At 37.3% G+C, this 20,494-nt stretch carries 15 protein-coding genes and 1 pseudogene; 10 read left to right on the top strand and 6 right to left on the bottom strand.

The window, feature by feature from the left end:
* Both HW278_RS01300 and HW278_RS01295 read left to right on the top strand, forming a co-directional pair.
* Window positions 1-447 carry a hypothetical protein gene (locus HW278_RS01300; protein WP_009421345.1) on the top strand — a complete coding sequence of 149 codons (447 nt, stop codon included), beginning with the start codon at window positions 1-3 and terminating at the stop codon, window positions 445-447.
* Window positions 444-2,894 (top strand): S8 family peptidase, encoded by a 2,451-nt coding sequence (locus HW278_RS01295; protein ID WP_009421371.1) that lies wholly within the window; start codon window positions 444-446, stop codon window positions 2,892-2,894. Before HW278_RS01300 ends, HW278_RS01295 begins: the two co-directional genes overlap by 4 nt.
* A 214-nt stretch (window positions 2,895-3,108) precedes the next feature.
* Here the strand turns inward: HW278_RS01295 and HW278_RS01290 are convergent, their stop codons facing one another.
* Window positions 3,109-3,432, bottom strand: coding sequence for a hypothetical protein (locus HW278_RS01290; protein ID WP_178976691.1), 324 nt, complete (start codon window positions 3,430-3,432; stop codon window positions 3,109-3,111).
* A 1,346-nt stretch (window positions 3,433-4,778) separates the two neighbouring features.
* Between HW278_RS01290 and HW278_RS01285 the strand changes: the two genes are divergently transcribed.
* The 7 genes and pseudogenes from HW278_RS01285 to ftsZ all read left to right on the top strand — a co-directional run bounded on the left by HW278_RS01285 (window position 4,779) and on the right by ftsZ (window position 12,441).
* On the top strand, window positions 4,779-5,789 hold the full coding sequence (locus tag HW278_RS01285; RefSeq protein ID WP_002672722.1) for a beta-ketoacyl-ACP synthase III: 1,011 nt from the start codon (window positions 4,779-4,781) through the stop codon (window positions 5,787-5,789).
* 32 nt (window positions 5,790-5,821) lie between these two features.
* Complete coding sequence (gene accB / locus HW278_RS01280) at window positions 5,822-6,325, top strand: acetyl-CoA carboxylase biotin carboxyl carrier protein (RefSeq protein ID WP_002672720.1); 504 nt, start codon at window positions 5,822-5,824, stop codon at window positions 6,323-6,325.
* A gap of 11 nt (window positions 6,326-6,336) precedes the next feature.
* The gene (gene accC / locus HW278_RS01275) at window positions 6,337-7,689 is read left to right on the top strand and encodes an acetyl-CoA carboxylase biotin carboxylase subunit (RefSeq protein ID WP_002672717.1); all 1,353 of its coding nucleotides are present in this window, start codon (window positions 6,337-6,339) and stop codon (window positions 7,687-7,689) included.
* A 79-nt stretch (window positions 7,690-7,768) separates the two neighbouring features.
* Window positions 7,769-8,212 carry a DUF6790 family protein gene (locus tag HW278_RS01270; RefSeq protein WP_178976690.1) on the top strand — a complete coding sequence of 148 codons (444 nt, stop codon included), beginning with the start codon at window positions 7,769-7,771 and terminating at the stop codon, window positions 8,210-8,212.
* 2 nt (window positions 8,213-8,214) lie between these two features.
* A pseudogene (gene kdsB, locus HW278_RS01265) lies at window positions 8,215-8,951 on the top strand (3-deoxy-manno-octulosonate cytidylyltransferase).
* Window positions 8,952-9,202: 251 nt separating this feature from the next.
* Window positions 9,203-10,630, top strand: coding sequence for a cell division protein FtsA (ftsA, locus tag HW278_RS01260; protein WP_106095198.1), 1,428 nt, complete (start codon window positions 9,203-9,205; stop codon window positions 10,628-10,630).
* Between the two features lie 29 nt (window positions 10,631-10,659).
* Window positions 10,660-12,441, top strand: a complete 1,782-nt coding sequence (gene ftsZ / locus HW278_RS01255; protein ID WP_178976688.1) for a cell division protein FtsZ — start codon at window positions 10,660-10,662, stop codon at window positions 12,439-12,441.
* A gap of 101 nt (window positions 12,442-12,542) precedes the next feature.
* Here the strand turns inward: ftsZ and HW278_RS01250 are convergent, their stop codons facing one another.
* The 5 genes from HW278_RS01250 to HW278_RS01230 are packed head-to-tail and all read right to left on the bottom strand — an operon-like array spanning window position 12,543 to window position 17,796.
* A complete protein-coding gene (locus tag HW278_RS01250; RefSeq protein ID WP_178976687.1) occupies window positions 12,543-13,826 on the bottom strand; it encodes a dihydrolipoamide acetyltransferase family protein in 1,284 nt (427 codons plus the stop codon).
* Window positions 13,827-13,833: 7 nt separating this feature from the next.
* On the bottom strand, window positions 13,834-14,343 hold the full coding sequence (locus HW278_RS01245) for a DUF4252 domain-containing protein (RefSeq protein ID WP_002672710.1): 510 nt from the start codon (window positions 14,341-14,343) through the stop codon (window positions 13,834-13,836).
* 15 nt (window positions 14,344-14,358) lie between these two features.
* Window positions 14,359-14,583 carry a hypothetical protein gene (locus HW278_RS01240; protein ID WP_009421325.1) on the bottom strand — a complete coding sequence of 75 codons (225 nt, stop codon included), beginning with the start codon at window positions 14,581-14,583 and terminating at the stop codon, window positions 14,359-14,361.
* A 17-nt stretch (window positions 14,584-14,600) separates the two neighbouring features.
* The gene (locus HW278_RS01235) at window positions 14,601-14,888 is read right to left on the bottom strand and encodes a hypothetical protein (protein WP_009421394.1); all 288 of its coding nucleotides are present in this window, start codon (window positions 14,886-14,888) and stop codon (window positions 14,601-14,603) included.
* A gap of 55 nt (window positions 14,889-14,943) precedes the next feature.
* On the bottom strand, window positions 14,944-17,796 hold the full coding sequence (locus HW278_RS01230) for a DEAD/DEAH box helicase (RefSeq protein WP_178976686.1): 2,853 nt from the start codon (window positions 17,794-17,796) through the stop codon (window positions 14,944-14,946).
* A 644-nt stretch (window positions 17,797-18,440) separates the two neighbouring features.
* Here HW278_RS01230 and htpG point away from each other — a divergent pair.
* Window positions 18,441-20,336 (top strand): molecular chaperone HtpG, encoded by a 1,896-nt coding sequence (gene htpG / locus HW278_RS01225; RefSeq protein WP_178976685.1) that lies wholly within the window; start codon window positions 18,441-18,443, stop codon window positions 20,334-20,336.
* Window positions 20,337-20,494 lie beyond the last annotated feature (158 nt).

Here is a 20,494-nt window from a genome sequence, read left to right as displayed (position 1 = left end):
ATGAAAACAAAAACATTTTTAGCACTGCTGCTATTGTTAATAGTGGGGTGCGGTTGCTCAAAAAAAGATAACTTTAAAGCGGTACCTTTTAGAACATTGTTTAGTGGTTGCAATCCTCCTGATTTAGAATATATCAATAAAAAGGAAATTATTTCTAACGAAGTTGAATTGCAAAAAATTGGAGAAGTGTTAAGACTCACCACAGAAACTATAAACAGTTTTAAAATTGATTTCTCACAAAAGCAAGTAATTATTATTTGGGGAAAGGAAGAACGCTATACACCTTCTTCTATTAATGTAACTTCTGTTGCAGAAGATAACACTTCTATTGTAGTTCATACGGTTAGTGAAGTTAAAGGATTGGGGGCTGCTTTCAGCTGTCCTTTCTGTATAGTTGAGATTCCTAAAACTAATAAAAACATCACATATAAAAATAAAGCATTATGAAAAAGATCTTTTTCTACACATTAGCGCTCTTTTGTTTTATTACAAATGCACAAACCAAGTATTTCTATTATTATAATGGAAATAAAATTCTATTAAAGCTTGATACAAATAACTTAAATATCATCAGTGATGATATAAAGAGTATTCCTACAAGTAGGATTTACACCCCTATAGAACAAGACAACAAATCTTATATCAAAATGCAGTCTGTAGGGAATGTAACAGAAAGAGAATTTGAATCTCAATTAGAGAATTTAAAAAAAGCATCGAAAATAGTAGGTCTTTATTTTAAAAATGGTGAAAAATCAATCGGAACATCTAAGTATTTTTATGTAAAGATTAAGCGTCCTAATGATTTTCAAGTGTTAAAAAACTTTTCAAGTGAAAGGAATGTTGAAATAATTTCTAATGTGCCTAATATGCCTTTATGGTATATTTTAGCGGTAACGGATAGCAAATACACCTCCTTAGAAATGTCGAATCTGTATTATGAATCAAAATTATTTTCTGATATTGACCCTGCGTTTATTTTTGATTTTAAAGGAGAATGTGCAAACGATCCTTATTTTAAGGATTTATGGGGATTAGGCAGTATCAATATATGTAAGGCTTGGAATTTAAGTACGGGTAGCGGTGTTAATGTTGCTGTTGTTGATCACGGGATTGACAAATCTCATAATGATTTGAGACAAAATATTCACCCCTTAAGTTTTAATACAGTTACAGGGAAAATAGGGAGTGATTTTAAAAGCAATAAAATTCATGGAACCCACGTAGCTGGAATTATCTCTGCAGTTAAAGACAATCATCTACAAGTGGTAGGAGTGGCTCCAGATGCGAAAATAATGTCTGTAAGTAATCCTTTGGTGGCATCGGAAAATATTTCCGCAGAATTAGCAAGCGGTATAAGTTGGGCTTGGAAAAATGGAGCAGATGTAATTAATAACTCTTGGGGAGATCAAGGAGGTAGTGGTTATGAAAAATTACACAGCAAGATTTTAGAAGATGCTATTTCAGAGGCTATAGCACAAGGTAGGAATGGTAAAGGAACTATTGTTTTATTTGCCTCAGGAAATTTCAGTCCTAAAATTGATTATCCTGCCTATGCAAATCCAGATATTTTAGTTATAGGGTCTATTCAATCAAATAAAAGAAGAAGCAATAGTTCTGGTTATGGAAGAGAATTAGATGTAGTAGCTCCAGGAGTTGGGATTCTTTCAACTGTCCCTAATAATTCAGTGAGTAGTGAAGATGGTACTTCAATGGCTTGTCCTCACGTAGCAGGAGTAGCTGCCTTAATACTCTCGGTAAATCCTGATTTAACAGCTAAACAAGTAGCTGATATCATAGAACAAACTGCACAAAAAGTAGGAGGTTATAACTACCAAAACACTTATACTCGTCCTAATGGCACTTGGAACAATGAGATGGGTTATGGTTTGGTGGATGCTTATAAGGCTTTGCAGAAAGCCACTATTGCAGGTCCTGATGAATTTTGCTTGAAAACAGATGCTACTTTTGAGTTAATCGCTCCTATCCCTAATGATGCTACTATTAAATGGGAAGATCCTGAATATAAATTGGAAATTGTTTCAGGACAAGGTACTAAAAGTTGTGTGTTTAGAGGTACCTATTGGGATGGAAATAGAACTATTAAAGCTGTTGTAACTTATAAAGATGGCACTGTAAAATCTTTTGAAAAAGAGGTTTACGTGAGATACCAAGGAAATTGGGCTAACGCTCAATATACTATCAAAAATCACCCACAATCACCTTACAGCACTCCTTGTTGTAATGGAAGTACAAGGGTAATAAAACACGTAATATTGGATGATTATATGGGAGGAGCGTCAATAAAAGTAGAGTGGAAAAATACTATTGTTTACAAAGACCCCAAGGACAATTTTGAATTTAGAGGTACAAATAGGGAAGAGGAATTTGTAGCTACACGATATACTTTTACTCCCTTTATTGTAGAAACCAAAATGAGATATATATCAGACTGTGGTACCCCTACAAAATGGTCTAATACTATAGCTCGTTATTATGGGGCAATAAATGAAACTTCATTTAGGTCGGCTTCTGCTTATAATAGTCCCGTTAAAAGCACAAATGAAGATATTCCTGTATATGAATTTTTCACGAATAGGGCTTCGACTTTGCGTGTTCAAACAGAGGATTTACAGCAATGGTTAGACGCTAAATATTCAGGAAAAGAGTTAAACGATAAAGAGCTCCAAAAAGTATTATACTACTTAAATAATCGGGATAATTTAGATAAAATTGGAGTTAAAGTATTTGACTTTTCGGGTAAGAGAATTTTACAAGGAGATTTAGATTTCGGCAAAAGCTTAGATTTTAATATGTCGAGATACGCAAAAGGATTCTATATTATCATTTATGAGTTTGGGTCTATTTCTAATGGTAAAGTTATTTATAAGCCTTAAGGTAACTAAGTATAAGGTTTAATGAAATTTTGTTCTAAAAGAAGTGTCGCAAACGACAGATTTGAAATAAAAATTAGTTACAAATTAAAAGAAAATAGAGCTTTATTTTTTTTAAAGTCTCACACAGAGCGGATAAAAAGAGCTGTTCATTGCTGAACAGCTCTTTTTTATTAAACTCATCGTAATTGAGTTATGAATACAATAACTTGCCTATTTATTTGTTTAGTAAAATTGCTATGCAAAGTAGTGCTGAGAATATTGCTACTAAAAGGGTAGTGGGGGCAGGTACTTTTATTGCTAAAAATACTGTAAAAAGTACTAATAGCACGTTTATAGCAAGTACATAACGAAAAGTAATAGGCAGTTGTAACTGATAGTGTAAGCCATTGGCTAAACCGGAAAAAATAAGGGCTAACCCTGCACTGAAAAACCAAAAGGCTTCTGCCGAAAGTTGGTCGTATTTCTTGAAACTAAGTGCTGAATGCGCTATGCCCAATAGCATAATTCCAATAATAGCAACCGCATAGAATGTTTTCATTGGTACAAAAGTTTATAATTACTTTGCAAAGATACGAATTGAAACTGAATTAATACCATAATACCAAAAATGTTAATAATACTGATTAATATCAGAAATGTCAGAAATACCAATAATACCCAATCAATGACGCTGTGAGGTGCGAGCCGCACGGGCAGGTGCAAGCCACACAAGCGGGTAAAATTAGTAAATGGGTTAATTAGCAAATTAGCAAATGGGGGAGGGGAAATAAAATAATGTAGATTTAGAGAGCTTATAGGAAGCCTTATTTAATGATTAATGGTTAATGATTAATGGTTAATTTGGGAGAAGCTTATAGAAAGCTTATAGGAAAGACGGTGTGAGCCGCACGGGCAGATAAACAAAAGACGGTGCGAGCCGCACGGGCAGATAAAGAAAAGACGAATAAAGAACGAATAAAGAACGAATAAAGAACGAATAAAGAACGAATAAAGAACGAATAAAGAACGAATAAAGAACGAATAAAGAACGAACAAAGAACGAACAAAGAACGAACAAAGAACGAACAAAGAACGAACAAAGAACGAACAAAGAACGAACAAAGAACGAACAAAGAACGAACAAAAAACGAACAAAGAACGAACAAAGAACGAACAAAGAACGAACAATGAACGAACAATGAACGAACAATGAACGAACAAAGAACGAACAAAGAACGAACAAAGAACGAACAAAGAACGAACAAAGAACGAACAAAGAACGAACAAAGAACGAACAATGAACGAACAATGAACGAACAATGAACGAACAATGAACGAACAATGAACGAACAATGAACGAACAATGAACGAACAATGAACGGTGCGAGCCGCACGGGCAGATAAAGAAAAGACGAATAAAAGACGGTGCGATTTGCACGAGCAGATGAGGGAAAGACGAATAAAAGACGGTGCGATTCGAATGAGCAGATGAGGAAAAGACGAAGGAAGAGCGATGCTAAAGCGAAGGTAAGTTGAAGTTGAGGTAAAGATAAAAAGATGATTATTGGAGGTTTTCAACTTTGATAGAGTTTCAAACTTCTACAAAGTTTATACATAAACGAATGATGAACAAATGAAACCTGAGTAGCAGGGTGGAGATAGGGTGTTTTATAATAGTTTAAAAGTTCATTTTATTAGGGTTTTATTTATTTGTAAAAATTTTGCATCATTAAAAATAAGCTCTTAAAAGGATATTCAGTAAAAAAACTCTTTGCATATTGGTGCTAAATCAAAAATATTATGTACTTTTGCCCCAAATTTACATAGTGGGCTTTGTGAAAAAACTACTTATTGGAGTTAATAATCACTATGTGAGTTATATAAAAATTAATTTAGAGAATTACGATGGAGAAAATAACCGCTGCCATTACGGCTATCGGAGGCTATGTACCTGAAGATGTTCTAACCAATGAAATGTTAGAAAAAATGGTAGATACTAACGATGAGTGGATTTACACCCGTACAGGTATCAAAGAAAGACGCATACTTAAAGACCCTAATAAAGGTTCATCATTTTTAGGAATTGAAGCCGCTAAAGACCTTATTCGCAAAACAGGTCTCGACCCCAAAGAAATAGACTTAGTTATTTTGGCTACGGCTACCCCTGATATGCCTGTAGCCCTTACAGGTCCTTATGTAGCGTCGCAAATAGGCGCTGTGAATGCTTTTTCATTCGATTTGCAAGCTGCGTGTTCGAGCTTCCTATTTGGGGTTTCGGTAGCTGCTAAATACATAGAATCAGGGCGTTATAAAAAAGTACTCTTGGTGGGGGCAGATAAGATGTCATCTATCATAGACTATACCGATAGAGCTACTTGCATTATCTTCGGCGATGGGGGAGGGGCTGCACTCTTTGAACCTAACTATGAAGGTTTAGGTGTACAGGACGAACTCTTAAGAAGTGATGGTATAGGACGTAACTATCTGTACATAAAAGCAGGAGGTTCTCTCTGTCCGACTACGGCTGAAACAGTGGCTAACAAAGACCATTTTGTATTCCAAGACGGTAAAACGGTGTTTAAATATGCGGTTACAGGAATGGCTGATATAGCAGAGGAGCTTATTAAACGCAACGGTTTGACCTCAAACGAAGTGCAATGGCTTACACCTCACCAAGCTAATAAACGTATTATTGATGCTACTGCTGAGCGTATGGGATTACCTGCTGAAAAAGTGATGCTCAACATTCACAAGTACGGCAATACAACTTCGGCAACCATCATCTTAGCTCTTAACGACTACGAAAACCAACTCAAAAAAGGAGACAATATAGTATTGGCAGCCTTTGGGGGAGGTTTCACTTGGGGAGCTATTTACTTAAAATGGGCATACGACGGAGCCCTTTATCACAAATAAGGAACAACCATTGAGAAAAATACAATACACGTATGGATTTAAGAGACATTCAAAATTTAATTAAGTTTGTTGCCAAGTCGGGGGCAAGCGAAGTGAAATTGGAAATGGAAGATGTAAAAATCACCATTAAAACGAACCCTGATGAAAGTGGCAAAGAGCAAGTGTTTGTACAACAATTGCCCGTAGCACAACAGCTACCGCAATTGCCTTTGCAACAGCAAGTACCTGTACAACAACTTCCTACAGCTGAACCTGCTGACAGCAAACCAGCAACACCTGCCGATGACGATAGCAAATACATTACTATCAAATCGCCGATGATTGGTACTTTTTATCGTCGTCCTGGTCCAGACAAACCGCTATTTGTGGAAGTAGGTTCTACCATAGCCAAAGGTAGTGTGATTTGCATTATTGAGGCGATGAAACTCTTCAACGAAATAGAATCAGAAGTTTCTGGTAAGATAGTTAAAATATTGGTTGATGATTCTTCACCTGTAGAATTTGACCAGCCATTGTATTTAGTGGATCCTTCATAAACCAAACAATTATGTTTAAAAAAATATTGATAGCCAACCGTGGAGAAATAGCCTTACGCGTGATACGTACGTGTCGCGAAATGGGTATCAAATCGGTAGCCGTATATTCTACTGCCGATGCTGACAGCTTGCACGTGCGCTTTGCCGATGAAGCTGTGTGTATAGGTCCTCCACCCAGCAAAGATTCATACTTAAAAATACCTAATATTATAGCCGCTGCCGAAATTACCAATGCCGATGCCATACACCCAGGCTACGGATTTCTTTCGGAAAATGCGAAATTCTCGAAGATTTGTGCAGAACACGGCATTAAGTTTATAGGCGCATCGCCTGAAATGATTGAAAAAATGGGTGATAAGGCATCAGCTAAAGCGACTATGAAAGCCGCAGGAGTTCCTACCGTACCAGGTTCTGACGGGCTCGTAGAATCGTTGGAGCACGCTAAAAAGATAGCTGCTGAAATAGGCTACCCTGTGATGCTGAAAGCTACTGCCGGTGGGGGAGGTCGCGGTATGCGCGATGTGTGGAAAGAGGAAGACCTCGAGAAAGCCCTCAACAGTGCGATGCAGGAAGCAGGAGCTGCCTTTGGTAACGATGCGATGTATATGGAAAAGCTGATTGTAGACCCTCGTCACATTGAGATACAAATCGTAGGCGACCAATACGGTAAGGCTTGTCACCTTTCAGAACGCGATTGCTCGATACAGCGTCGCCACCAGAAACTTACCGAAGAAACGCCGTCGCCTTTTATGACGGACGACCTTCGCAAGCGTATGGGAGAAGCTGCAGTGAAAGCTGCTGAGTATATCAAATATGAAGGGGCAGGAACGGTAGAGTTCTTGGTAGACAAAGACCGCAATTTCTACTTTATGGAGATGAATACTCGTATACAAGTAGAGCACCCTATCACTGAACAAGTGATAGACTACGACCTTATTCGCGAGCAGATATTGGTAGCTGCCGGAGTGCCTATCTCAGGTAAGAACTACACGCCTAAACTGCACGCCATAGAGTGTCGTATCAATGCGGAAGACCCTTATAACGACTTCCGTCCGTCGCCAGGTAAGATTACCACTTTGCACGCCCCAGGAGGTCACGGAGTGCGCCTCGATACTCACGTGTACAGTGGTTATGTAATTCCGCCTAACTACGACTCGATGATTGCGAAACTCATCACTACAGCGCAAACCCGTGAGGAAGCAATTGCCAAGATGAAACGCGCCTTAGACGAGTTTGTAGTAGAAGGAGTGAAAACCACGATTCCGTTCCACTTGCAACTAATGGACGACCCTGATTACTTAGCAGGCAATTACACTACTAAGTTTATGGAGGATTTCCAGATGAAACCCCAAGTGGCAGAATAATGAAGTAGAAATGATTATATAAAGAAAGGGACTGTCTAACTCAAGAGAAAGATAGTCCCTTTTGTATAGTTACAATACTATGATATATCTTGTTGTATATTTTATTTGTTGGATATTAGCTGTTGTACTGTATGCTTTTTCTTTCGATGAAAGCTTTGTATATACCGCATTATACACTCATTTGGTTTATGGAGTAGGCTTTTTCGGGTTGTTTAACTTTGTAGGGCACTCGGTACTCAGTGAGAAAGTAGCTAAAACCATAGGATGGATATCTAATGGTTTTCAAAAAGAATTGGGGTTTGTGTCGTTGGGGATAGGCATTTGTGGTATATTGTGCCATTGGTTTCGCGACGGATTCTGGTTGGCAACGGCTATTCCGTTTAGCGTATTCTTGATAGGAGCAGCCTTGTTACACATTGCTGAGATGAAGCGAAAACACAATTTCAACAAAGGGAACGTATGGATTATTCTTCCTGATTTGCTAATGCCCCTAACGTTATTAATATTGTTTATACTGAATTAGAGATGAAACTCATAGCAATGATACCTGCCCGCTACGGAGCGACCCGCTTTCCTGCAAAGCTGATGCAAGACCTTTGTGGCAAGCCTGTAATTGTACATACTTATGAACGTGTAGCTGATACCCGTTTGTTTGACGAAGTGTATGTGGTAACTGATGACGACCGTATAGAAAAAGTGATACGGGAGGTAGGAGGCAAAGTAATTCGCAGTAAAAAAGAACACAATAGTGGCAGTGACCGTTTGGCAGAAGCTTCAAGAGATTTAGACGTAGATATTATTGTAAATGTACAAGGAGATGAGCCTTTTACCGATAAAGAAAACTTACAAAAAGTAATTGATATTTTTGTTAAAGACCTTACTAAAAGCATAGCGGTAGCAAGCCTAATGGAACGTATTACTGACCCAGATGATATTGCAAACCCGAACAATGTGAAGGTAGTAGTGAACAAATTTGGAGAGGCGCTCTATTTTTCGAGGAATATCATTCCCTTTCCTCGTGACCCTAACACCAAGGTGTCTTATTACAAGCACATAGGTATTTACGCCTATCGCAAAGAAGCATTACAACAGTTCACCGAGTTACCTCCTTCCTTATTAGAAGAAACGGAAAAATTAGAACAACTTCGTTATTTAGAAAATGGGTTTAAAATACGTTTAGCGCTAACCGATATTCCTACCATAGGGATTGATACCCCGAAGATTTGGAGAGGGCACGTAAGCGATTGATTACACAAAAGTGATAAAAATAGAGATAAAAAGACTAAAATTGAGGGAAATAAAGCAGAAATTTAGCAAATTATTAACATTGATTATCAGCTGTTTATAAAAATGTTGATAACTTATTAATAAAAAAATGCTGTAAAATTTCTTTTTTTCTATATCTTTGCTACGTCTAAAGAAGTGTAAAGACACGAATAGAGCGACCTAATTAATAACGAATTAAACAAAAAATTATCGGCTATACATCTAGATATAGTTGTTTAAGTGAAAAATGAAATATAACAAGTATTACGTAGGGTTAGATATCGGGACTACCAAGATTGTAACTATGGTAGGGGCAAAGAACGAATACGGGAAGATTCAGATTTTAGGTTATGGGCAATCTAAAAGTGAAGGCATCAATAAAGGAGTAGTAACTAACATTGCTAAAACTACTCAATCTATTATGGATGCTATTCAAGATGCCAAAGAAAAGACAGGCTTAGAAATTGAGAACGTAGAAGCAGGTATCGCAGGACAAAATATCATAAGTCGTTCACATAGCGATTATATTACCCGTACAGACCCTGAACAACTTATAGACTTTGACGATTTGGAACGCCTGAAAGAACAGGTGTTCTCTATAGCACTTTCACCAGGACAAAAGATAATTCACGCACTCCCTCAGGACTATAAAGTAGATAATGTGGGAGATATTAAAGAACCTATCGGTATGATGGGAACCCGTTTAGATGCTACTTTTCACTTAGTTATCGGGCAAGTAAGCGCTATCAAAGGGATTACTCGTTGTGTGGAAATGGCACATCTAAAGCCTATAGGTCTTACTTTGGAACCTATTGCTTCTGCTAAAGCTGTATTAAGCGAAGAGGAAAAAGATGCAGGAGTGGTGTTAGTGGATATAGGAGGTGGTACCACCGATGTAGCTATCTTTAAAGATGGTATTATCCGCCATACAGCCGTAGTGCCTTTAGGAGGTAATATTATTACTGATGATATAAAAGAAGGTTGTGGAATACTCACCCGTCAAGCCGAGATGCTGAAAGTAGAATTTGGGTCGGCTTGGCCAGGAGAGAACCGAGATAATGAGATAGTATCTATTCCTGGTATTAAAGGGAAGGAGCCTAAAGAAATAACACTTAAAAACCTTTCTAAAATTATTCACGCAAGAGTAAGTGAGATTATCAATTTAGTATTTAACGTGATTAAAAATTATGGTCACGAAGAAACTAAAAAGAAACTGTTTGCGGGAGTAGTACTCACAGGAGGTGGAAGCCAACTGAAGCATATTGTTCAGTTAGTAGAATATATTACGGGAATGGATGCTCGCATAGGTTATCCTAATGAGCACTTAGCAGGTAACTCTGACCCTAAACTTACTTCGCCTATTTACTCTACGGCTATAGGTCTTGTAATGAGCGCTATTGAAAATGAAGCAGAAGAGCAATTTAAAAAACGCTTCCAGGAAGTAAAAGCTCAAGAGACAATAGAGAACGGAAAGGGAATGGCAGTAGAGCCTTTATCAGCAGATTTGCAGGATTCATCACTTGAAAAACAACCTATCACAATAGTAGATTCACCAAAAATAAATGTTTTTCAAGATAAAGATGAAGATGATGAATTAGAGATACATAAAACTAGTAGAGGTTGGTGGAGTAAATTAAATGAAAAACTAAAGGACTTTTTAGATAGTGAAGATTAAGTAGAAACAAATAATTATGATTTTTTGATATGAATTCGGACATTCAATTTGATTTGCCAAAGAATATTAGTAACTATATCAAAGTTATTGGCGTAGGAGGCGGAGGGTGCAACGCCGTGAATTTCATGCACAACGAAGGTATAAAAGGGGTAGATTATGTGGTCTGTAATACAGATGCACAAGCTTTGGAAAACAGCCCTATCCCTAATAAAATTCAATTAGGAGTTACCCTTACTGAAGGATTAGGAGCAGGAGCCAATCCTGATATTGGTGAAAAAGCGGCTCTTGAAAGTATTGAGGATATCCAACGCACTTTGGAAGGGAATACCCAAATGGTGTTTATCACAGCTGGTATGGGTGGTGGAACAGGAACAGGAGCAGTGCCCGTAATAGCTAAGCAAGCTAAGGATATGGGTATTCTTACTGTTGCTATTGTAACTACTCCATTTAATTATGAAGGCTTAAAGCGCAGTCGACAAGCACAAGCGGGTATTAAGAAACTACGTGAATGTGTAGATTCTCTTATTGTTATCAATAATAATAAAATCAACGAAATATACGGTGATTTGAGTATTAAAGAGAGTTATGGAAAGGCGAATGAGATATTATTAAAAGGAGCTAAAGGTATGGCTGAGGTAATCAGTAAGCATTACCTTGTAAATATCGACTTACGCGATGCTCGTACCGTACTTGAAAACGGGGGTACAGCTATTATGGGCTCAGCCTCAGCTGAAGGTGATAATAGAGCTTATGAAGCTGTAGCAGCTGCTTTAAACTCTCCTTTACTAAATGATAATAAGATAGCAGGTGCTAAAAATGCTCTTCTTTTGATTACTTATGGTAAAAAAGAAGCAACTCAACGTGAAGTTACAGAAATAAGTAGTTTTATTCAAGAGCAAGCAGGTGATAATATGGCTGACCTTATCTATGGGATAGGTGAAGATGAATCATTAGGAGAAGCTATTTCTGTGATAGTAATTGCCACAGGCTTTGATGCTGATCAACAACAAGAAATAGTGAACGCTGAAACCAAAAAGGTAATACATATTCTTGAGGAAAACCAAACAGCTACTCGTGATTTAACAGAGCCCAAAGGAACTGTGGTTAATGCTATAAGTAGCAGTTATCCTATTTCCTCAATCTCTGATATAAAGAAAGAGTCTTCGCTATCAGATTTATTTAATATTTGGGTGGATTGTGAAATAGTTACTGCTGTAAATGATGAGTTTGTAATAGTAGATAAGTCTATTCCTAAAAAGAATAGTTTTCAGACTATTGAAAAAAAAGCTGAAGTGCAAACCCAGCAATCAACATCAGTAAAACACGAAGAGCCCCAAAAAGAAGCTCCAATTATTCACCAATTGAGTGAGGATATTCATAAAGAAGCTCCTCAAGTAGAACGCCGGAAGAATCCTCCTGTTGTAAATCAAGAGGGAGAAATTCGTTATACTTTAGAAGACTATACAGAGCTTGAAAGAACTTTTATAGAAGCAAAGCCAACTTCTTTTACAGAAGATAAAAACTCAAACGAGTTTATTCTTTATAAGAAAGAAGAGGATTCTAAGTCCAAAACTTCTACTTCTTCAGGTCAATTAGATATGTTTGCAGAAGAAGAGGATATAGAGTCTTCTTTGAACCCTATTGACAGTAGAATCTCTGATGTAATGAAACGCTCTCGTTCCAATCGTTTGCAAGATTATAACTACAAGTTTGGAAGTAATAATCAATCACGTACCTCTATGGGGAAAGATAGCGCAGGAGAGATGCAAATAAGAAAAAACAATTCTTATTTACACGACAATGTAGATTAGTTTTATAGGACTCATCTATGAGAAAAACCATATTCTAATAAAAACGGGAAGTTTAATTAAAACTTCCCGTTTTTCTATATAATCACATTATTGAAATTATTTTATAGTACTCTATTCATATCCCACTCTTCAAGATATTTAGCTACACGTTGTACAAACATTCCTCCTAAGGCCCCATTTACAACACGATGGTCATAACTGTGAGAAAGCATTAGTTTATAACGAATCCCTATTGTGTCTCCTTCTGGAGTTTCAATTACAGCAGGAACTTTTTGGATAGCTCCTATTGCTAAGATACCTACTTGTGGCTGATTAATAATAGGAGTACCAAACAAAGTGCCAAATGAACCTATATTGGTTACTGTATATGTACCATCTTTCACTTCATCGGGCTTGAGTGCATTAGCACGAGCTCTATTAGCAAGGTCATTTACTACTTTTGCCATACCTCTTAAACTGAGCTCATCAGCGTTTTTTATAACGGGAACAATTAGGTTACCGTCTGATAGCGCAGTAGCCATACCTATATTAATATTTCTCTTCTTGATAATGCTATCTCCTTCTACTGAGACATTCATCATAGGAAAATCAACAAGTGCTTTGGCTACCACTTCCATAAAGATAGGTGTAAAAGTGAATTTCTCACCTTCGCGCTCTTCAAATGCTTTTTTTACTTTATTGCGCCATTTCCATATACGGGTTACATCTACCTCAATAAAACTTTGTACGTGTGCTGAAGTAAGTTTGCTTTTTAGCATATGCTCTGCAATGAGTTTACCCATACGGCTCATCTCAATTCGTTCTTCACCGCGTTTGGTATAAACTCTCTTATCGGCAGGAGTAGCATCAAAAGTAGCTGAAGGCTTTGCTTTTCCTTGTGTCCTATGCGATAGATAGTCAAGAATATCACTCTTGGTTACGCGGTCGTTTAACCCCGTTCCTTTGATGCTGTCTAACTCACTTAAACTGATACCTTCTTTCTTAGCGATATTCTTTACCAAAGGTGAATAGAAACGCTCTGTTTTGCTGAAGTCTACTTGTGGGTGAGCTGAGGTACTTTGTTGTATGTTAGCAATGTTTTTTTCTAAACTTGCAACCGATTGTTGTACAACATCAAGCGCCTCTCCAGAAGTGCTAATCTCTTCTTGTGTCTCAATAACAGCTATTACTTCACCTACTTTCACAACGTCATTCACTTGAAACTTGATTTCAGCCAATATACCCGACACATCAGTAGGTACTTCAGTATCTACTTTATCTGTAGATACTTCCACAATACTTTCTTCGGCTTCTACAGGATCGCCTACTTTTTTCAGCCAGTTGGTAACAACAGCCTCTGTTACACTTTCTCCTAATGAAGGGAAAATTAATTCATATCTTGCCATTTTCCTGCTACTTTATTTCTTTAACCTCTTGTGGGAGGTTCATATTTTTGGTTAATACGCTTATTTTATTAAGGTCTATATCGCCTGTGAGCGATAATACAATAGTTTGTTTTGAAGTCTCGGTCGGTTCTACAAGCATTAGCAGTTCCGATACGTGGGTAGCATCTTTCCCTTCTTTGGTGTAGAATTTCACATTTTGAGCTTTGTCTTTTACTCGCATTAGTTCTGATAGCCCTGCTGTTTTAAGGTACTGTTGTGCTTCTGTTTTCATTAGCCCAGCAGCCGTTTTACTCTCAGTCGTGAATATCTTCATTCCTTTGAGCTTATTAGCAACTTCCATAAACTCTTTAGCTTCCGCATCTTTACTGTCAATTTTTGATAGCATCTGAAACATCTTCTGTGATACTACCACAGTGCTAATATCTTTATTGGTTTCTAACTTTTCAAAGGCTGTTTGTCCGTTAACAGCTATGGTCACCCAAAAAGCAGATAGCATTAATATTTTCTTTATTTTCATAGTAACAATATGTTGTTAATGTTCTTTAACGATTTTGTTTTTAGTTTCTTCATATTCTTTGAGGTATTGCACTTTCTCAGCGCCTTTATTATATTCCTCTGAGAGTATTAAAAGCCCTTTTCTTATTACTTGGTAGTTGTACTCTGCTTCTTTGCATTCGCGTTGCTGTTTCACCCAATAAAAAGAGCCTAATCCTATCGCCACCGCTATGAGTACACAAATTGCAATAGTTTTTTTCATATTTTCTTGTAACTTTGTTAATGTCTTCTGAATATTGATAAATCAAAGTCAAGGAAGTAAAGTGTTATCAATATTAATACTAATAACACTATCCAAAAAGTTTTGTTTACCCCTGCGTTTTTTCGGTTGCGACTCTCACTGCGGATAGAACGCCATTCTTCCGTGAAGTGCTTCGTTACAGTTTCGCGGTCTTTGCGAATGCGGGAGCCCATCTCAAAAGGGTTGCCTTCTTCCTTCCCTTCGTAGTAACGAGGAGTATAGTTAAAGCGCTTGTTCTTTGGTAATTTAAATAATCTAATCTTCATAATAATGCAAAGGTAAAAAATAATTGATAATTAACAATAAAATATTGCACAAAAATTATTCCAATAAGCTATCAATTTGTTCCATTACTTCCTTAATGATGTGATTTTCATCGATAATGTTTTCGGAAAGTTCTGTTTTACTTTTCTGTAATTTGATGATTTTTTCCTCAATGGTATCCTTGCTCACAAAGCGTATCACGTTCACTTTATTTTGTTGCCCTATACGGTGAGCCCTCCCAATAGCTTGCTTTTCAGAAAACGGATTCCACCACGGGTCTAATAACAAAACATAAGAGGCTTGCGTGAGATTTAACCCTACCTCACCTGCTTTAAGCGAAATGAAAAAGAACGATATACTAGGATTGTTCTGGAACATCTCTACTTGGTTCTTGCGCTCAAACGAAGGTGTTTCGCCTGTTAGTTTAGCATATTTTATCCCTTTTTTGTTACACCATTCTTCATAAAGTGCTAAATGACTCACAAAATTGCTAAAAATAAGTGCTTTTCGCGATGATTGTAGCAACTCCTCCATATAATTTATCACTTCTTCGTACTTTCCTGATGCAATTTTACTCTCTTTGTCTACTAATTTAGGGTGTAAGCTTATTTTTCTAAGCCTCATTAGCATATTTAGAGTATTAAATTCAGTGATTGGCTCATTAATTTGTAAAAGCTGGTTACGCACTTTCGATTTTTCTGTTTCATACCATTTGTGTTGGGCTTCACTCATAGGACAGTAGATAATTTGCTCTTCCATTTCTGGCAAATCGTCAAGCACTTGCTCCTTTGTCCGCCTTAGTAAAAACGGACTGATAATAGTCTTTAACTCCTCTAAGGCTTGCGCGTTTTTCTTTTTGCTGATTTCCACTTCATAGTTCTTGTAAAACGAAGCATAACTTTTCAGTATATTCGGATTAATAAATTGCATCTGCGACCATAAGTCACTGAGTGAATTCTCAATAGGTGTCCCACTCAGCGCAATGCGATGAGTCGCTTTTAAGGTATGTATTGCTTTGAATGTCTTTGAGTTCTTGTTTTTAATACGCTGGCTTTCATCTAAAATGATATACCTAAATTCGTACTTTTGGAACAGTTCCACATCGCGTTCTACTATCGGATAACTGGTAAAAACCACATCGTAATTGCCTAAGCGCTTGGCTTTTACTTTTCGGTCAGTCCCCACGTATTGTGTGCATTTAAAATGTGGGGCAAACCTTTTAGTCTCGTCATACCAATTAAAAATAAGCGATGAAGGCAGAATAACCAATACTTTTAGAGCCTCTTTACTCTTTTCTATTCCTGAAAAAAGGTCGGCAGTTTCAATCGCTTTTTCGGGTAAAGCATCGTGTATAGCCACCAATAAGGCAATGGTTTGTAGTGTTTTCCCAAGTCCCATATCATCAGCAAGGCACGCCCCCACACCATTGTAATAGTGTTGTAAAAGCCATTCCACACCTTCTATTTGATACGGACGTAAGGTAGCTCGTAGGTTAGGCGAGGGGGTATAATTCACTTTTTCTACTAAGTTCTGAGGTTTTATCTCGGGTACAGCTTCCAGAAGTGCATAGTTACTCTTGCTAATTTGCAGTTTCTCCTGCCTAATTTGTGCATATTTGGCAATACTACCAAACTTACTAAACCATTCTTGAGGAATAATGAAGGCTTTCCCATCAGGAAGTAAGTAAATAGGGTTATTTTCTTTTAAATTCTTGATTAAATCTTTAAAATGAAAGCTATTTTCTCCTTGTTTTACTCTTATATTGAGGTCAAACCAATCGTTTTCGGTACTTGTTTCTGCAAAAATGAGCTCAGGCAGATGTTCACTGATCTGTTTTCCTCCTTCTATGCTGAAAGTATGAAAGCCAAAACCTGCTTCTTCCAAATCTTTTTTGCAGTGCAACAGATGAAAATACGAAGCAAAAGGGTCTTTACTTTCAACTGAAAAAGTACCTCCGTCGTTCACAAAACCTAACTGTTCCAAAAGGCGATACTTTCTTGTTTCTTCTTCTTTATTTCGTTGGTAATTGTATATTTTTATGTCGTTATTGGGGCTTATTTCTAAGTTCGACTGATTGTTTTTCGCTTGATTACTGTCAAAAGTATAACCATTGTAATCAAAGTGTATGTATATTTTGTAATGATTGGCAAAGAAATTGTATAAAATATCCAATTCACTACCTTTTAATTCATTCTGAGTAATAATTTTAAAGCCTTTTGCTTCTACCTGTGCATTTCTAAGTACTTTTTTAAGGAATTTCTCGAAGTATTCGGGGAAAGTTTTTTCGGGAATAAAGGTGCTTTCTTTATTCAAGAAAGGTTTTAAGTGCGAAGCTTTAATATGAGCTACTCGCACTACTTGCCCTTTGAGTACAATCCAAGCGTATGAGTTGTTCAGCAGTTCGATATGGCTTTCACAAGGCAATAATTTTTCATCGTCTTTCTGTAACAACAACCGATAACTAATACCTCCTTCAATTTTTGTAAATTCCAATAGAGGTTCAATTATATTCGTGCTTATGGGTAGTATTTTCTTACTGATATCGTCTTTGTGATTGTGGTTAGTAGTGATAAACAAACTATTTTCTGCAATAATAGAAAGTAATTCAGCCGTTTTTTCTTCTATTTGTTGCTGAATATGCTTTTTTATTTGGGCATTTTTGTATATTTCCTCAAAACTATCCCCTTTTTTGATATATTTTTGATGTAGAATATTAGGTTGTAGACTATTTACGATACTTAAAGCCTCTTTTTCTCTTTCTGATAGTTCAAAGTTACTCAAACTATGTAATACTTCTGTGGTAGCTTTCTTGTAAAACGAGGCGTATCCGTTTTGTTTTTCGGCTAAATAAGCATTAGGCAAAGCCAGTTCTATGGTAGGGTGAAAGCTAAAGTCAAAAAATAAAAACATAACTCAATAATGTAACTGCTGTAAGGTTTTGTATTCAGCGGACAAAGGTACAGTATTTTTACAGGAATAAAAAAACTAAGTAGCCTCTTTTTATCAACATCGATAGGAAAAAAACTTTATTGAACAACACCTTGCAAGATATTTGTCCTCACTTTGCGAAAATTTCAAACTTTGGTAAAGTTAAAACTTGATATATTATATCTTCACCTTACCTTTATTTTTCACCATTTATCCTTCGTTCATTGTTCGCCTTTTGTTTATCTGCCCGTGCGGCTCGCACCGTCTTTTGTTCGTCTTTTGTTCGTTCATTGTTCGTTCATTGTTCGTTCATTGTTCGTCTTTTGTTCGTCTTTTGTTTGTCTTTTGTTCGTTCATTGTTCGTTCATTGTTCGTTCATTGTTCGTTCATTGTTCGTCTTTTGTTCGTCTTTTGTTCGTCTTTTATTCGTCTTTTATTCGTCTTTTATTCGTTAATTATTTATCCGCCTGTGCGGCTCGCACCTGCCCGTCGTGCTACGACCTCTCACCTGCCATTTTGTCACCTCTTCCTACTTTGGTACTCTTTTCGCTATATTCCCCCTAGTAAATAACAAATTAAGAGATACGAGTCTTACCTCTTATCTCTTACCTCTTAACTAAATAAAAATGAAAGGAAATATAAACGTCTCTGTGGAAAACATCTTTCCACTTATTAAAAAATTCTTGTACAGCGACCACGAGATATTCTTGCGCGAACTCATCTCCAACGCTACCGATGCCACCCTTAAACTGAAACACCTCACTACTATAGGCGAGGCAAAAGTGGAATATGGGAACCCTATCATCGAAGTGAAGGTCGATAAGGACAATAAAACCCTCCATATAATCGACCAAGGTATCGGTATGACCGCTGAAGAGGTCGAAAAATACATCAACCAAATTGCCTTTTCAGGAGCTGAGGAGTTTTTGGAGAAATATAAAGATACTGCCAAAGACGCCGGAGTGATAGGTCATTTTGGATTGGGCTTCTACTCTGCTTTTATGGTAGCCAAACAAGTGGAAATCATCACCAAATCCTATACCGATGCTCCAGCCGTGCGCTGGGTATGCGACGGTAGTCCTGAATTTACCTTAGAGGAAACCGACCTGCGCACCGAACGCGGTACTGAAATTATCTTGCACATCGCCGATGACTCTACTGAGTTTTTGGAAGACTTCCGTATCGAAGAGTTATTGCGCAAGTACAATCGCTTTATGCCTATCCCAATTAAATTTGGTACAAAACAAGAGCCGTTACCTCGTCCTGAAAATGCCCCTGACGACTATAAAACGGAATATGTAACGGTTGATAATATCATCAATAACCCTAATCCTGCTTGGACGAAACAGCCAGCCGATTTGAAAGATGAGGATTATAAGGCGTTCTATCACGAACTCTACCCAATGCAGTTCGATGAACCCCTGTTTCACATTCATCTAAACGTAGATTATCCGTTCCACCTTACCGGTATTCTCTATTTCCCTAAGCTCACTAACGATATGCAGTTGCAGAAAGACCGCATACAGTTGTATCAAAACCAAGTATTTGTTACCGATAACGTCGAAGGTATAGTGCCCGAGTTCTTAACAATGCTCAAAGGGGTGATAGATTCGCCAGATATTCCGCTAAACGTATCGCGCTCTTACCTCCAATCCGATGGTAATGTAAAGAAGATTGCCAATTACATCACTCGTAAGGTAGCTGATAAGCTGAAATCACTCTTTACCAATAATCGCGACGACTTCCAAAACAAGTGGAACGATATCAAAATAGTACTCGAATATGGTATGCTTACCGATGATAAATTCTACGAAAAAGCAGCCGATTTTATGTTGTACCCCACTACCGATGGCAAGTATTACACTTTGGCAGAACTAAAAGAAGCTATAAAAGCTAAGCAAACTGACAAAAATGATACATTGGTAGTGTTATACGCTCAAAATAAAGAACAACAATACACAGCTATTGAGCAAGCTAAAGAAAAGGGCTACGAAGTGTTGTTATTGGATAGCCCTATCGTATCGCACTTGATACAGAAGTTAGAAGGTGATAATGAAAAACTTACTTTCACTCGTGTAGATGCTGCTCCTGTAGCTAAGTTAATTCAAAAAGAAGAACCTACTATTGCTAAACTCTCTGACGAAGAGAAAAACACGCTGAAAGCTGAAATCGAAAAAGTAATCCCTAAAGAAGGCTATATGGTGCAGTTAGAAGATTTAGATAGCAATGACACACCATTTGTTGTCAATCAACCTGAATTTATGCGCCGTATGAAGGAAATGAGTGCTACTGGAGGAGGTGGTATGTTTGCTATGGGAGGTTTCCCCGAAGTATATCACTTAGTGGTAAACAGCAATTCTCCTTTAACCGATGCTATCCTCCACTCTAAGGACGAAGTTCAAAAAGAAAGCCTTATCAAGCAAGCCTTCGATTTAGCACGACTTTCACAAGGTCTCCTCAAAGGTAAAGAACTTGCCGACTTTGTAAAGAGAAATTGGGAAATTAACAAATTAGCAAATTAGTAAATGAACACCATTACACTTTGCCAAAGGTTTTAGTAGCTTGTCGTGCTACGACCTTTGGCAAAGTTGAATATAATGATAGTCAGGTATTTTTACAATATATTTTGTAGAAACGTTTTGTAAAATTCCTTACAATCTTTTAATTATTCTGATAACTT

The organism is Capnocytophaga sp. oral taxon 902 (genome assembly GCF_013394735.1).
GTDB classification, from domain to species: Bacteria; Bacteroidota; Bacteroidia; order Flavobacteriales; family Flavobacteriaceae; genus Capnocytophaga; species Capnocytophaga ochracea.
Note: the sequence above shows the minus strand (reverse complement) of the source record. Positions and strands in the feature narration are given on the sequence as shown.